This window comes from Rhodococcus wratislaviensis (assembly GCF_041228765.1).
Taxonomy (GTDB): Bacteria; Actinomycetota; Actinomycetes; order Mycobacteriales; family Mycobacteriaceae; genus Rhodococcus_F; species Rhodococcus_F wratislaviensis.
This window is the reverse complement of record NZ_CP150488.1, coordinates 3263674-3277670: the sequence shown is the minus strand read 5'-3', so window position 1 is coordinate 3277670 and position 13997 is coordinate 3263674. Positions and strand designations below refer to the sequence as shown.

The 13997-nt window shown below is 69.3% G+C and carries 13 protein-coding genes; 7 read left to right on the top strand and 6 right to left on the bottom strand.

All coding sequences use genetic code 11. The features are described from left to right. Window positions 1-10 precede the first annotated feature (10 nt). Entirely contained in the window at window positions 11-1372 is a 1362-nt protein-coding gene (locus WKC72_RS14940; protein WP_037227103.1) for a wax ester/triacylglycerol synthase family O-acyltransferase, read from the bottom strand. 178 nt (window positions 1373-1550) lie between these two features. On the opposite strand from WKC72_RS14940, the gene WKC72_RS14935 reads away from it, so the two are divergent. Continuing rightward, a complete protein-coding gene (locus tag WKC72_RS14935) occupies window positions 1551-2540 on the top strand; it encodes an alpha/beta hydrolase (RefSeq protein ID WP_037227005.1) in 990 nt (329 codons plus the stop codon). A gap of 21 nt (window positions 2541-2561) precedes the next feature. On the opposite strand, the gene WKC72_RS14930 is transcribed toward WKC72_RS14935, so the two are convergent. Beyond that, window positions 2562-2894 carry a ferredoxin family protein gene (locus WKC72_RS14930; RefSeq protein ID WP_370183148.1) on the bottom strand — a complete coding sequence of 111 codons (333 nt, stop codon included), beginning with the start codon at window positions 2892-2894 and terminating at the stop codon, window positions 2562-2564. Then, the gene (locus WKC72_RS14925; RefSeq protein ID WP_370183147.1) at window positions 2891-4468 is read right to left on the bottom strand and encodes an FAD-binding protein; all 1578 of its coding nucleotides are present in this window, start codon (window positions 4466-4468) and stop codon (window positions 2891-2893) included. Before WKC72_RS14925 ends, WKC72_RS14930 begins: the two co-directional genes overlap by 4 nt. A gap of 289 nt (window positions 4469-4757) precedes the next feature. Between WKC72_RS14925 and WKC72_RS14920 the strand changes: the two genes are divergently transcribed. The 5 genes from WKC72_RS14920 to WKC72_RS14900 all read left to right on the top strand — a co-directional run bounded on the left by WKC72_RS14920 (window position 4758) and on the right by WKC72_RS14900 (window position 8684). Further along, on the top strand, window positions 4758-5312 hold the full coding sequence (locus tag WKC72_RS14920; RefSeq protein ID WP_370183145.1) for a hypothetical protein: 555 nt from the start codon (window positions 4758-4760) through the stop codon (window positions 5310-5312). 106 nt (window positions 5313-5418) lie between these two features. Next, window positions 5419-6336: a hypothetical protein gene (locus tag WKC72_RS14915; protein ID WP_370183144.1), complete on the top strand. Its 918-nt coding sequence runs from the start codon at window positions 5419-5421 to the stop codon at window positions 6334-6336. A gap of 14 nt (window positions 6337-6350) precedes the next feature. Beyond that, a complete protein-coding gene (locus tag WKC72_RS14910; RefSeq protein WP_370184370.1) occupies window positions 6351-7019 on the top strand; it encodes an ESX secretion-associated protein EspG in 669 nt (222 codons plus the stop codon). Window positions 7020-7089: 70 nt separating this feature from the next. Next, window positions 7090-8454 carry a hypothetical protein gene (locus WKC72_RS14905; RefSeq protein WP_052032846.1) on the top strand — a complete coding sequence of 455 codons (1365 nt, stop codon included), beginning with the start codon at window positions 7090-7092 and terminating at the stop codon, window positions 8452-8454. 95 nt (window positions 8455-8549) lie between these two features. Next, window positions 8550-8684: a hypothetical protein gene (locus WKC72_RS14900; RefSeq protein WP_255221341.1), complete on the top strand. Its 135-nt coding sequence runs from the start codon at window positions 8550-8552 to the stop codon at window positions 8682-8684. A 51-nt stretch (window positions 8685-8735) separates the two neighbouring features. On the opposite strand, the gene WKC72_RS14895 is transcribed toward WKC72_RS14900, so the two are convergent. Genes WKC72_RS14895 through prpD form a run of 3 tightly spaced genes read right to left on the bottom strand, consistent with a single transcriptional unit; the run spans window position 8736 to window position 12273 of the window. Beyond that, a complete protein-coding gene (locus WKC72_RS14895) occupies window positions 8736-9857 on the bottom strand; it encodes a bifunctional 2-methylcitrate synthase/citrate synthase (RefSeq protein WP_128641768.1) in 1122 nt (373 codons plus the stop codon). After that, window positions 9854-10771: a methylisocitrate lyase gene (prpB, locus tag WKC72_RS14890; RefSeq protein ID WP_370183141.1), complete on the bottom strand. Its 918-nt coding sequence runs from the start codon at window positions 10769-10771 to the stop codon at window positions 9854-9856. The genes WKC72_RS14895 and prpB overlap by 4 nt, the downstream gene beginning before the upstream one ends. After that, window positions 10771-12273, bottom strand: a complete 1503-nt coding sequence (prpD, locus tag WKC72_RS14885) for a 2-methylcitrate dehydratase PrpD (protein ID WP_370183140.1) — start codon at window positions 12271-12273, stop codon at window positions 10771-10773. The genes prpB and prpD overlap by 1 nt, the downstream gene beginning before the upstream one ends. A gap of 169 nt (window positions 12274-12442) precedes the next feature. Between prpD and WKC72_RS14880 the strand changes: the two genes are divergently transcribed. Next, the gene (locus tag WKC72_RS14880) at window positions 12443-13867 is read left to right on the top strand and encodes a short-chain fatty acyl-CoA regulator family protein (RefSeq protein WP_370183139.1); all 1425 of its coding nucleotides are present in this window, start codon (window positions 12443-12445) and stop codon (window positions 13865-13867) included. Window positions 13868-13997: the final 130 nt, after the last annotated feature.

Genomic DNA, 13997 nt, shown 5'->3' with positions numbered 1-13997 from the left:
AGGCGGCGTCTCAGAGCAGTGCCGCCTCGAGTTCACCCAGAGCCGTCTCGAGATAGAAGAGGATGCGCTGCAGGCTCGGCACCGAGCGGCGGCACCCGATGACTCCGAAATCGAGGTTGCCGCCGTTGGTGGTGAGTGTGATGTTGAGCGCCTGCCCGTCCAGCACCACGGACGTCGGGTAGATGCCGTCCAGCCGGGACCCGTTCCAGTACATGGTCTTCCGCGGTCCCGGGACGTTGGAGATGATCACGTTGAACGGTGGCGGTGTGAAGCGGACGAACCCCGGCACCGGTGTCAGCGCGATCGGCGACATGTTGACCGCCGACCACGCCAGCGCCTGCATCGAGGTGAGGCTGCCGAACAGTTCCTTCCCCTGGGACATGGAGGCGGAGATCGCCGTCAGGCGTTCGGCCGGGTCGTCGACGTCCGTCGCCAGGTTGCACAGCGTGACCCCCACCGCGTTGCCGCCGGCGTCGGCCTTCTGCTCGTCGCGCAGCGACACCGGAACCATCGCGATCAGCGGCTCGTCCGGCAGCGCGTTCTGTTCCTCGAGGTACCCCCGCAACGCCCCGGCGCACATGGCCATCACGACGTCGTTGACACTGACCCCGGCCGCCTTCCGCACGGCGTGGACGCGTTCGAGCGGCCACGACTGCGCGGCGAACCGGCGCGCGCCACCGATCGGGACGTTCAGCATGGTGCGGGGCGCCTCGTACGGAAACCTCATGTCGTGCTGCCCCATCGCGGTCCGGGCGATGCGCAGCGACGCAGGCGCGAGACCGGCCACCTCACCGACCGTGCGACGGACCCCGTTCACCACCGACCAGAGGTCGGGGGCGGGGGCGGCACCGTTGGCCGACGCCCTGCGCGGCAGGTTCCACGGTGGCGGCGCGTCGCGCACGTCCGGGTCGGTCGACAGCGTCCGCATCAGCAGCCGCAGCCCGGAGACCCCGTCCATCAGCGAGTGGTGCAGCTTGGTGTAGATCGCGAACCGGCCGTCGCTGAGACCCTCGATCAGATACATCTCCCACAGAGGGCGATGACGGTCCAGGAGCGTGCCGTGCAACCGGGACGTGAGCGTCAGCAGTTCCCGGACCCGGTACGGGGCAGGCAGGGCCGAATGACGCACGTGGTATTCGAGATCGACGTCCGCCTCGTCGGCCCACCACAGGTTCCCGAGACTGCCGACGGGGCCCGCCGGTTTCTTCCGGAAGGTGGGGTCGACGTCCGTGTGTTTCAGCAGCGTCTCGTGCATCGACTTCACGTAGTCGGGGCCGGCATCCTCCGGCGGTGTGAACAATTCGAGCGATCCCACATGCATCGGATGCTCTCGCGATTCGCCGAGAAGGAATATCGAATCGGTAACCGGCATGATCCCCACCTGGACGTTCACCCCCGCTCGGTCACTATCCCATTACGACTTCCGCCTGGATGCTACGTCGGGCGTAGCGTCCGTGCGACCAACTTCGATGTAGACCGTACGGCGCAAAGAGGTGGAAAACCTAAAGGCAGCAAGTCGACGGGCACCGAGGCCGGAACGGAGGCAGGCAATGAGCACTGCGACTTACGAATTCTGCCCGTCACCCCTCCCGGTGACGCGGCGGGAGTTCGCCGGAACCAGCCTCCAGTCGACGGCCCTCGCCCACACACTCCGTCGCACGGTCCGGCCGTTCCTCGACGGGTGGGCGCGCTACCCCGAACTGCCGTGGCCCACGGGAGTCGTCGACCTGTTCGGGTACTCGCTCGGCCCCATCCGCGGAACCGTGCGCCGGCCCATCCGGCTGCCGCACTGCCGCGCCGAATGGATCAGGCCTCCGGGTGCGCTCGGCGACCGGGCCATCCTCTACCTCCACGGCGGGGCGTTTCTGTGCTGCGGGATCAACTCCCACCGCCAGATGGTGTCCCGGATCTCGGCGGAGTCGCAGGCGTCGACGCTGAACGTCGCGTACCGGATGATCCCGCGGAACCCCATCCGGGCGGCCGTCGAGGACGGTGTCGACGGGTACCGGTGGCTGCTCTCGCACGGGTACACCGCCGACCGCATCGTCATCGCCGGCGACTCGGCAGGCGGATTCCTGACGTTCATGGTGACGCTCGAAGCCCTGCGCCAGGGGCTGCCGCGGCCCGCCGCCGACGTCGCGCTGTCGCCGCTGACCGACCTCGACCCGGTGAACAAGCTGGCCCATCCCAACGCCGACCTCTGCGCTGTCTTCCCCAAACGCGCAGTCGGCGCCCTGTCCAGGCTGATCGAAAGACTGGACACCAGGGGCGGGCACGAGCCGTCCACGTCACCCGTGGACGGCTCCCTCGCCTCCATGCCGCCGGCGCTGATCCAGACCGGCTCGCAGGAAATGGTGTACGTCGACGCGGAACTGATGTCCGAGCGACTGTCCCAGGCGGGTGTGCCGTGCGAACTGCAGGTGTGGGAACGGCAGGTGCACGTCTTCCAGGCCGCGGCCGGACTGCTCCCCGAGGGCACCCGCGCCATCCGCGAGATCGGCCGGTTCATCCGCAAGGCCACACCCGTGAGTACTTCTTGACCGCCCGCGGTTGACAAGTACTCACGGGGTGAAGAGGTGATTCCGGTCGAGCGTGGACCCCGGTGTGCGACGGCCACCCCAGCCGATCGCGGCCCGGTAGGCGCCGAGGGCCCCCGACTCCGCCAAACCCTCGGCGTCGGTGTGCGTCGAGTCCTCGGGAACCGGGGTGTCGAACGGCGCGACGTACAGCGCGTCGGTGGGACAGTTCGCCTCACACATGAAGCACGTCTGACAGTCCTCCTGATGCGCGACGACGGGAACCCCGTCCGTGCCGCGGCGGAAGACGTCCGTCGGGCAGACCTTGATGCAGATGTCGCACTGCACGCAGCGGTCGGCGACGACGACCTCGATCACGACGCGACCGTCCGGGCCTCGGCGGTGCCGTGTTCCGGTCGCACCCACACCTCGCCGAGTCCGCCCGACAGCAGCCGGCGGGTCTGCGCCGGGTCGGTGTCGGGCAGGTCGGTGCGCACGTGCATCCCCCGGGTCTCGGTCCGCGCCAGCGCGGAGTGCGTCGCCCACCGCGCGACGGCGAGCATCGCGGCGGCCGAACGTGCCTGCAGCAGTTCCCGTTCGGTGCCGCCGAGCAGATCGGCGGCACCCGACCAGGCCTCGTCGAGGGCGGTCACGCTGTCCTGCAGGCTCGTCGCGCTGCGCCGGTAGCTGCGTCGCAGCGGCAGGGTGTGCTCCTGCACCAGTCCCACGATCGAGCGCGACGCCTGCCTGCGGGCGGACGGTCCGCGCAGTCCCGCCGCGCCCGCGCCGCGCACACCATCGGGGACGGGACGCCCCCGTGCGAACCGGGCCGCACCCGCGCCGGCCCACGTCCCGGAGGAGATGGCCCACGCCCCGTTGTGGCTGCCGCCGCCGCTGCGACCGCCGGTGATGAGTTCCCGGGTGGCCGCATCACCCGCCACGAACAGGCCGGGAACGTCACTGGCGCAGTCGGTGCCGTCGACCCGGATGCCACCGGTTCCGCGCACCGTTCCCTCCAGCACTGCCCGCACGGGATACTTCTGCGTGAACGGGTCGATGCCCGCCTTGTCCAGCGGCAGAAAATAATTCGGTTGCGACGTGCGCATGGCCGCGCGGATGTCGGGTCTGGCCCGGTCCAGTCGCGCGTACACGGGGCGGCCGGCGGCGAGGTGCGCCATCGCGGCCCCGCGTGCGGAGAACCCGCCGTCCCCGAGAGTCCGGCCGTCCGCGTCGTAGTAGGTGGCGAACTGCATCATCAAACCCTTGGTGTGGCCACTCCACGCCGGTGCCAGCGCGTAGGCCGTCGAGAATTCCATGCCCGAGAACGACGCCCCGACCTCGGCGGCCATCAGCAGTCCGTCGCCGGTGTCGACGTTCGTTCCGAAGCTTCCGGACAGGAATGCGCAGCCGCCGGTCGCCACGACCACTGCCCCGGCGCGCACCGACCACGGCGAGTATCCGTTCTGCCGTTGCAGACCCGCGGCACCGGACACGATGCCGTCCCCGGTGGTGAGCAGTTCCAGGGCGGGGCTGTGGTCGAGGATGGTGACCCCGGCGCGGTGCACGCGCCTGCGCATCCGGCGCATGTACTCCGGCCCCTGCAGGCTGGTGCGCACCTCCCGGCCGTCGTCGCCGGACGGAAACCGGTAGCCGGCGCCCGCCAGTTCGTCCACCCGGCGGTGGGTCTCCTCGAGCACCCGGTACATCCAGGCCGGCTCGGACAGCCTGCCGCCGTCCTCGAAGCGGGCCTGGACCGACCCTTCGCGTGCAGGACCGGGCGGGACGTTCCACAGGTTGTTGCCGCCCGACGCGGTGGGGCCGCTGGTGCCGCAGTACCCCTTGTCGGCGAGGACGACCCGCGCGCCCTCCCGGGCCGCCGCCAGTGCCGCCCACGTTCCGGCGGGTCCGCCGCCGAGGACGAGGACGTCGGCGGCGATCTCGAGGTGGCTCACGAAGCGAGCAGCATCGCCGACGCAGCGACGGCCGCCCGGGTTCGTTCGGACAGCGGGCGGCGGAACAACCAGTCGAGCAGAGACATCGTTACCCCCGGTCGGAGCGGTATGGACACCGCTCGATCGTCGACGGACCGGCTCGCCCGAACAAGGGTTCTCGTCAGCGTGCGCCGAACCCGGGCAACCATCGAGCGAACCAGCCCGGACGACTCACCTTCCGGACACATGCGGCAGCAGGCGGCAGCGCCCTCTATGGTGGACGCATTTGCACGCCGACGACGGGTAGCGCATGGACGACAGGACTGTAGCGATCGGGGCACTCGCGATTGCCACCGTGTCGGCGGTCTCCGGCCTGATGATCGGTGCCGCGGGCGGCGCGTTCGGCAACCGCGGGCCGGCAGTGGTGCCGCCACCACTGACGTCGGAGGGCCTGCAGGCCGCCGGACCCTACAGCGCCGCGCCGGCCACCTTCCAGGTGTTCGTCCCGCCGACCCCGACCTGGCAGATGGCCGACCTCACCACCCCGCGGGCCGTCACGCTCACCACCGAACCGGCGCCGGTGACCACGGCGCCGCCGCCCGCGCCCTCGACGACCCCCGCCCCGCCTCCGCCGCCACCGGTCCGGACCACGGTCGCGCCGCCGCCCCCGACGATCAGCCTCGCCCCGGTCACCACACCCGTCACCCGGCCTCCCGTCGTCACGACGCCCGAGCAGACCGTGCCCCGGATCGCGGCCCCGCCGACGGCGGCACCCGCGGAGCCGACGCTACCGCCGGTCACCACCACCACGACGACGCGTCCGGTGATCACCATCCCGCCCCTCACCACCAGACCGCGGGGCTGACGCTCGGGAGCGCCGACAAGCCCCGTGCAGGAGTCGGTAAGGTGGCTTCCCGCCGGATTGGGGGGTCCACTCCGGGACCGTGAGTGTCCAGCATCGGAGGTCGGGGATGAATGGCGGGGAGAATTTTCGGTCGGGCGAGTGGGATCACCGCGCCATTCGGAGCGCGGTCGACGCGCTGAGGCCCGCCGAGTCCGGTGCGGTCGCCGCGGCCTGGGACGACCTCGGACGGCGATTCCAGGAGTCGGTCACGGCATTCCACGACACGACCCGCGCCGCCGTCGACACCGGCTGGCGTGGGCCGACCGCGACCGCGGTGGCGTCGGCGCTCGACGACTACGCCGCCTGCGCCGGGCAGGTCGGGAGCCGGTTCACCGATGTGGGTGATGCGTTGCGGCACGCGACCGCCGGCGCCGAAGCGGTGCGCGGCGCGGTGGCCCTTCCCGGCGACCACCCGACCGACTGGACCCGGGTGCTGCCGGGCAACTGGACCGCGGAAGCCGACGCCGATGCCGCGGAACAGGACGCGAAGGCCGCCATGGACACCCTTTACGCGTCGGCGTATCGCGATCCGGACGAACACCTCCCCACTGCCGGCCTCGCCGCGACCCACGCCGCGGCAACGGCCCACGGTCAGCCGGTGGGCTTCGACATCGGACCGAACGGAGTGCACGGCATACCCAGCGATCAGCAGGTGGCCGAGCCCGAGTCCGAATCCGTCCCGCGCAATGAGCACCGCAGGAGCGGCCAGGTGCTGCTCGAGGACCCGCCGGCGACCGCACCGGTTGCGCCGGGTTCGATCGCGGGTGCGGCGCTGGCCGGGGCCGTCGGCGGCGAGGTGGCGCAGTACGCGCGCAGCATCGTGTCCTCTCACCGGACGCCCGGCCCCGGGCGGTCCAGCGGTCCGGCCGTGCCCGCCGCGCGGAAAGTCGAGGAGGAACCCCCGACGTACCTCGAGAGCATCGACGAGGGAAGCGAACTCGTCGGGAAACTGCCCCTCGTCACACCCGCGGTGATCGGCGAATAGTCGTGGCGCACTGGGTGTTGCGCGGTCCGCAGTTCTCGGCGCTGTGGGCGCGGACCGGCCAGGACCGCATTCCGTATCCGTTCGAGGTCACGAGCACGCTGGCCACCGCCGACGAGTACGAGGCGGAGCAGCGCCGGATCCGCGCCGACTTCTCCGGACCCGAACACGACCCGCTCGATTCGGCGCTGCTGGTGCTCGCCGAACCCGACCTCCGGATCGAGATCTCGGGTTCGGCGGATGCGGACGACGGTAGTACCCCGATCCGCATGACGGGAGCACTCGCTCGGGGACACGGGGTCGCGGCGGTGCAGCATCCGGGCGCCGACGTGGTGATCCGGAACTGCGAACCATACGACGTCGGCAGGCAGCTGATCGCTCAGCTCCCCGACGCCGACGCGGGCACGGCGGCGGGCGTCGTGATCCCGTCGACACCGGCCGGGAGCGCCCGGGCGGCCCGGATCCTCGACCGGCCGTCGACGAGCCAGGGGGTCGTCACCGTCATCCGCGGCCCGCGGCACTCACCACGCCCCGTCGGCGGTCTGGCGTGGCGGGACATCGAGGGCGACGGCCGGTACCTCGTGTGGGGCGACAGCTCCGTGGCGGTGGAACCCGGGACGTCGTGGGACCTTCTCGACGCCGTCACCCGGCTGACCGGACGGATCGCGGCCGGTCACCCCGTCTGAGCCCACCGCACCCTCCCGCGCTGCGGTGTCGGCGATCGCCGCTACCGTATAGAGCGGAAGTAGGTGATTCGTGGCCGACCCGGACGGAGCAGACATGCAGGACTTCGATCTGGATTCGAGCGTGAACCGCGACTGGGCCGAGTTCCAGCGGCGCCTCGCGGACTATCTGGCAGCGATGCAGGACGAGGACCTTCTGGTCCTCGAATCGGGATTCGAGGAGCTCGACGAATCCCAGGGGCTGATGCCGTGCATCCAGTTCGTCGTGTGGGACGGTGACACGGTGCGCTGCGAGGTGCCGTCGAACCATTACCTGCACCCCGACCGCGCGCTGACCGAGGCCGAGCAGACGTACCTCACCGAGCTGGGCTGGAACCGGCCGACCCGCGGTCCGGACGACGAACCCGACGACGGCTCTCCCGCGTTCTACGTCGACAAGAAACTGTCGTGGTCGGATCAGCTGGCCGCGATGGCCGTGGCCGCGTTCCGCGACGTCTGGGGAATCACGCATCCCGCGTTCCTGAGCACCGAGACGTCGAGCACGGATCCCGAGGCCACGTTCGACCCGGTTGCGGTGCGGCCGCCGCTGGTCGCGCAGCTCGACCCCGCGGCCGCCGTGGTCCCGCGCGACGTCGAGCATCTGCACGAACTGATCACGCTCGCGCTGGTACCGATGCTCGGGTTGCTGCCCGAACGCGACCCGGACGGGGACGTCCCGATCCGGATGGGCAACACCATCCTGTTCGTCGGCCCGCTCGCCGACACCGTCGACGTGCAACTGTTCGCGCCGCTGGTGCACGACATCAGCGACCGCACCCGGGCCGCCGAGGTCACCGCCGACCTCAACCGCACGTGGTCGCGGATCAAGTTCGTACTGGTCGACGACCGGTTGTCGGCATTCCTGGAAGTGTCGGGCAACCCGTTCGTCCCGCAGCACCTCACGGACAGCTGCAAGGCGTTCTCCGATTTCCTGCGCACAGTCGACAACGAGTTCGCGTCCCGGTTCGGTGGCGAACTGTTCTTCAACCGGGACTCCGGCCCCGACGAGGAACCCGAACCGGAAGTGGACGCGGCACCCCGCGCCGAGAGCCGGATGTCGTCGACCGACCTGCCGAAGGAACTCCAGACACTGTTCCATCTCGATTCCGGGCCCGGGGAGGACGCCGATCCGGCTGTCGTCGCCGACGTCTGCGGTCACGACCGCGACCGGATCCTCGTGCTCCTGGACACCGGCACCGCCTGGGTATCCCGGTTGCGTGAGACCGACGACGCGTCGGCGGACCACTGGGAGCGCATCGTCGGCGCCCTGCGCCACGCCCTCCGGACCGTCGTGCTGCCACCGACGACGAGTGCTCCCGACAGCAAGCCGCGGCCCGAGCAGATGGGACTGTTCACCAACCCCGAGGAGCAGACCCTGTTCGACGATCCGTCGTCCTAGGAGCCGCCCTTTCGACGATCGGTCCGGGTTTCCCGGGATGTGGCGTACTGTCAGCACTATCGGAGCCGTCCAGGTTCCGCATTCAGGGATGGTCCATGGCTGACAAATCGCCCCGCAATTCCATGTCGAAGAAATCCGGTAAGTCGCTGAAGGAGAAGCGCGCCGAGAAGAAGATGAAGACGACCGGACAGAGCGATCCGGAAATCGTCTCGCACGTCAAGAAGCGCTAGCGCCCGTGCGCCTTTCTGGTAGCAGCAGCAACCACAAAGGCGCACAAGCCGTCAGGCGACGACGGACCGCTGGGGGACGCCCGAATACTCGCTGAGCGGGCGGATCAGACTGTTCGACGCGCCCTGCTCGATGATGTGGGCGGTCCACCCGGTGATCCGGCTCATCACGAACATCGGCGTGAACATTTCCACGTCGAATCCCATCAGGTAGTACGCCGGACCGGTCGGGAAGTCGAGATTCGGCGCGATCCCGGTGGCGCCGGCCATCGTCTTCTCCAGGATGTCGTACATCCGCACCCACTTCTCGCCGCCGGTGGCGGCGGCGACGTCGTGCAGCGCCGCCTTCATGGTCGGCACCCGCGAGTCACCGTTCTTGTAGACCCGGTGACCGAAACCCATCACCTTGTCCTTGGCGGCGAGTTTGCCCAGCAGCCACTCCTCGGCGCGGTCCGGATCGCCGATCTCGAGCATGTCGTGCATGACGGCCTCGTTGGCGCCGCCGTGCAGCGGACCCTTCAACGCCCCGATCGCCGCGGTGACCGCACTGTAGATGTCGGACAGTGTCGACGTCACCACGCGGGCCGCGAACGTGGACGCGTTGAAACTGTGCTCCGCATACAGGATCAGCGACACCTCGAATGCCGTGACGACGGCCGGATCGGGCACTTCCCCGAAGCACATGTTCAGGAAGTTCTCCGCGAACCCCAGGTGCGAGTGCGGTGCGATCGGGTCCTGTCCGCGCCTGCGCCGGAAGTCGGCGGCCACGATCGTGGGCAGCACCGCCGTCATGCGCAGCGCCTTCGCGAGGTTCTCGGACGGTGAATTGTCGTCCTCCGCCGGGTCTTCCGCACCGAGGTAACTGATCGCCGTGCGCACCACGTCCATGGGGTGGCAGTTGTCGGGCATCTTCGCCAGCAGCGACAGCAGGGAGCGGTCCGCGCGGCGTGCCGCCCGCTCACGCTGGCAGAGCAGTTCCAGTTGCGCGGGGGTCGGGAGTTCGCCGTACCAGAGCAGATACGCCACCTCCTCGAAGCTGCAGTGCGCCGCCAGGTCCTGCACCGCGTAACCGCGGTAGGTCAGCGAATTGGTCTCCGGCACCACCTTGGAGATGGCGGTGGTGTCGACGACGACACCGGCCAGCCCCTTGTAGATGGTGGGAATTGCTTCGGTCATGACCCACTCCCCTCGATCCGGAAATTGAAGATGCCGCAGTCGAATTCGTTGTAACGCTCGTAGTCGAGCAGTTCGTAGAGCCGGCTGCGGTGCTGCATCCGATCGAGCAGACCGGCCTGCGTTCCCTCCTCGGCGATCTGCCACAGTCCGGCCTCGGCCGCGTACATCGCGAGCCGCAGCGTGGTCACCGGGTAGATCACCGCGTTGTACCCGATGTCCTGCAGCGTCGTCGCCGAAATCAGCTCGGATTTACCGAATTCCGTCATGTTCGCGAGCAACGGGACGGCGATGCCCGCGCGGAACTTCTCGAACTCCGACTCTTCGGCGAGGGCCTCGGTGAACACGAGGTCCGCGCCGGCGTCGACGTACGCCTTGGCCCGGTCGATCGCCGCGTCGAGCCCCTCGATTCCGCGGGCGTCGGTGCGGGCGCAGATCACGAAGTTCGGATCGCGGCGCGCCGAGGCCGCCGCCCGAATCCGCCGCACCATCTCGTCCGTCGGCACCACCGCCTTGCCGTCGAGATGGCCGCAGCGTTTCGGGTTCACCTGGTCCTCGAGGTGGCAGCCGGCGATCCCGGCGTCCTCGAGGACCGTGACAGTGCGCGCCGCGCTCATCGGTTCCCCGAACCCGGTGTCGGCGTCGATCAGGACCGGCAGGTCGGTGACGCGGGCGATCTGCTGCCCCCGTCCCGCGACCTCGGTCAGGGTGGTCAGTCCGATGTCGGGCAGGGCGAGGTCCGCGGAGACGACGGCGCCCGAGACGTAGACGCCCTCGAAGCCGATCTCCTGGATCAGCTTGGCCACCAACGGGTTGAAGGCTCCGGGCAGGCGCTGCAGCGTGCCCGAGCCGAGCCCGGCCCGGAACGCCTTCCGCTTGTCGGCCGCCGACGTGGCCGCGGCGATCAGCCCGGTCATCAGAACAGTCCCTTCGGCAGCTTCGGTGCGCGGGCGAGCACGTCCTCCGTCACGGTGAACGTCAACTGGTCCAGCTCACCGGGCAACAGGTCGGCAGCGCGGTACGCGGCGTCGAGGAAGCGGTCCTGCTCGGCAGGCGCGACCACACCGTCGGCGAGGGTGCGGAACTTGGCGACGTACTGGTCGCGGGCGAACGGCCGGGCACCGAGCGGATGCGCGTCCGCGACGGCGAGTTCGTCGACGAGAACCTCCCCGCTCTTCAGCGTGATCTCGGCACGGGCGCCGAACGCCTTCTCGTCCGGGTCGGTCGAGTGGTAGCGGCGCGTCCACTCCGGGTCCTCTGCGGTGGAGATCTTGCGCCACAACTCCACCGTGTCGGGGCGCTGCGCCCGCTCGGGGGCGTAGGAGCGCTCGTGGTGCCACGTTCCGTCCTGCAACGCGACGGCGAAGATGTACATCACCGAGTGGTCGAGCGTCTCGCGGGAGGCGGTGGGGTCGAACTTCTGCGGGTCGTTCGAACCGGTGCCGATCACGACGTGCGTGTGGTGGCTGGTGTGCAGCACGATCGACGCGATCTGCGACAGATCCCCGATCCGCTCCCGCATCCGGCGCGCGAGGTCGATGGGCGCCTGACTCTGGTACTCGGCCGAGTGTTCCTTGGTGTAGCTGTCGAGGATCGCACGCTTGTCCTCACCCGGGCCGGGCAACGCAACGTGGTACTCCTTGTCCGGTCCGCCGAGCAGCCACGCGATGACACCGTCCTCCCCCTCCCAGATCGGCGACGGAGACCCCTCGCCCCGCATCGCCCGATCCACGGACTCGACGGCCACCTTGCCGGCGAGCGCCGGGGCGTACGCCTTCCAACTGGAGATCTCGCCCTTGCGCGACTGCCGCGTCGCCGTCGTCAGGTGCAGGGCCTGACCGATCGCCTGGTACACCGTGTCCGTGTCGAGGCCAAGTGCGGTGCCGATCCCGGCCGCCGCCGACGGGCCGAGATGCGCGACGTGGTCGATCTTGTGCTCGTGCAGGGAGATTGCTCGCACCAGGTCGATCTGAACCTCGTAGCCGGTGGCGAGGCCGCGGATCAGGTCGCGTCCGCCGAGGCCGGCGTGCTGGGCGACCGCGAGGATCGGCGGAATGTTGTCACCGGGGTGCGAGTACTCGGCGGCGAGGAACGTGTCGTGGAAGTCCAACTCCCGCACCGCCACACCGTTGGCCCAGGCCGCCCATTCGGGCGAGTAGGTTCCGCCGACACCGAACACAGTCGACCCTGGGCTGTAGGGATGCGACTGCGCCTGCGCCCGGGCATTCGACACGGGGCGGCGGGTCAGTGAGGCCGCGGCGACGGCGGCGTTGTCGATGATCCGGTTGACGATCATCTCCGCCGTCGCTCCGGACACCTCGACGGGGTCGGTGACCACTTCCGCGATCTTCCAGGCCAGGTGTTCGTTTCTGGGGAACTCCTCCGCCGAGCGTCGCGTGCGTACGAGATGTGTCTTCATCGTTTCCTCCCGTGGTCCTCGTCCTTCCTTTCGCACGCTACGCAGAGGTCTCGGGGGCAAGAAAGACCTCGCAAAGGCCTATTCGTGCGTATCGAACCCGGCAAACTTGCGAATGCTGCGAATTCTCGTTGGGTACTGTCTGTGGCGCGGGGAGCAAGGAGTGGGACGCATGAAGAAGATGTACGCCGGACCCCGGCTGCGGCGGCTCCGGGAGGAACGCCGGCTGTCGCAACTGGCTCTCGCGAAGAGCCTCGGGCTGTCGCCGAGCTACGTCAATCAGCTCGAGAACGACCAGCGGCCGCTCACGGTGCCGGTACTGCTCAAGCTGAACGAGGTGTTCGATCTCGACGTCCAGTTCTTCGCCTCCGACACCGATGCCCGGCTGGTCGCGGACGTGCACGAGGCGCTGGTGGACACGTCCGAGTCCGGCGAGGTGTCGCTGGCGGAGATCGACGAACTCGTCGCCCGGATGCCCGCCGTGGGGCGAACACTCGTGATGCTGCACCGCCGGTTGCGGGCGACCACCGACCAACTCGACCAGTTCTCCGCCCAGATATCCGGGGACGCGGCGCCGGATCCGGCGCACGTGCCGATGCCCTACGAGGAGGTGCGGGACTTCTTCTACGATCGGCGCAACCACATCGGTCGCCTCGACGACGCCGCCGAGGAGATGTTCAGGGGCAACGGACTGACGATCGGCGCGCTCGACCTCCAGTTGGCCCGCATCCTCCGCGACCGGCACGGGGTGACCGTGCGCATCCGCACCGACGAACCGGATCAGCTGGGCCCCAAGCGACTGTACGACGCCGAGGCAGGCACGCTGACGCTGGCCCGACGGCTCACCGCCGGTCAGCGCGCGTTCCAGATCGCGATGCAGGTGGCGTTCTTCACGCAGTCGGAGACGATCGACGCGATCGTCGCGGAGGACGAGTCGTTGACCGCCGAATCCGCGGCGCTCGCGCGAATCGGGCTGGCTCACTACTTCGCCGGGGCACTGATCCTTCCGTACACGCTGTTCCTGGGCGCCGCCGAGTCGCTCCGCTACGACATCGACCTGCTGAGCCTGAAGTTCGAGGTGGGGTTCGAGACGATCTGTCACCGGCTGTCCACGCTGCAACGACCGGGTCAGCGCGGCGTGCCGTTCTTCTTCGTCCGCACCGACCGCGCCGGGAACATCTCGAAGCGTCAGTCCGCCACCGCGTTTCACTTCTCCCGGGTGGGCGGCAGCTGCCCGCTGTGGGTGGTCCACGAGGCGTTCGCGAATCCGGGGAGGATCCTCACGCAGGTGTCGAAGATGCCGGACGGGCGCGCCTACCTGTGGATCGCGCGGACCACCCACAGCGGCGGTCTCGGTTACCTCGCTCCGGAACGGAATTTCGCGATCGGTCTCGGCTGCGACCTCGGGTACGCCGATCGGCTGGTCTATTCGCGTGGAATCCAGACGGACGACCCGAGCACGGTCGTCCCGATCGGCGCGGGCTGCAAGGTGTGCGACCGGCCCGCGTGCGCGCAACGCGCCTTCCCGCAACTGGGCCGGGCCGTACTCGTCAACGAGGACAGCAGCGCCCATCTCCCCTATCCGCAGGGGCGGTAGGCGCTCCGCGCCCGTGCGTGGTTAAGGAGTCCGGAGTCTCGTCAACCGCTCACGGGCGGTAACGCTGTTCGCAATCGTGACGAATAGGACTTCGGATGCTCCTTCGTTCGGGGTGAGCGCCTGCGACACG

Excerpts from the sequence above, each read along its gene's own strand:
- WKC72_RS14940 (WP_037227103.1), bottom strand. The coding sequence starts at position 1,372 with ATGCCGGTTACCGATTCGATATTCCTTCTCGGCGAATCGCGAGAGCAT.
- WKC72_RS14935 (WP_037227005.1), top strand. The coding sequence starts at position 1,551 with ATGAGCACTGCGACTTACGAATTCTGCCCGTCACCCCTCCCGGTGACG.
- WKC72_RS14920 (WP_370183145.1), top strand. The coding sequence starts at position 4,758 with ATGGACGACAGGACTGTAGCGATCGGGGCACTCGCGATTGCCACCGTG.
- WKC72_RS14915 (WP_370183144.1), top strand. The coding sequence starts at position 5,419 with ATGAATGGCGGGGAGAATTTTCGGTCGGGCGAGTGGGATCACCGCGCC.
- WKC72_RS14900 (WP_255221341.1), top strand. The coding sequence starts at position 8,550 with ATGGCTGACAAATCGCCCCGCAATTCCATGTCGAAGAAATCCGGTAAG.
- WKC72_RS14895 (WP_128641768.1), bottom strand. The coding sequence starts at position 9,857 with ATGACCGAAGCAATTCCCACCATCTACAAGGGGCTGGCCGGTGTCGTC.
- prpB (WP_370183141.1), bottom strand. The coding sequence starts at position 10,771 with ATGACCGGGCTGATCGCCGCGGCCACGTCGGCGGCCGACAAGCGGAAG.
- prpD (WP_370183140.1), bottom strand. The coding sequence starts at position 12,273 with ATGAAGACACATCTCGTACGCACGCGACGCTCGGCGGAGGAGTTCCCC.
- WKC72_RS14880 (WP_370183139.1), top strand. The coding sequence starts at position 12,443 with ATGAAGAAGATGTACGCCGGACCCCGGCTGCGGCGGCTCCGGGAGGAA.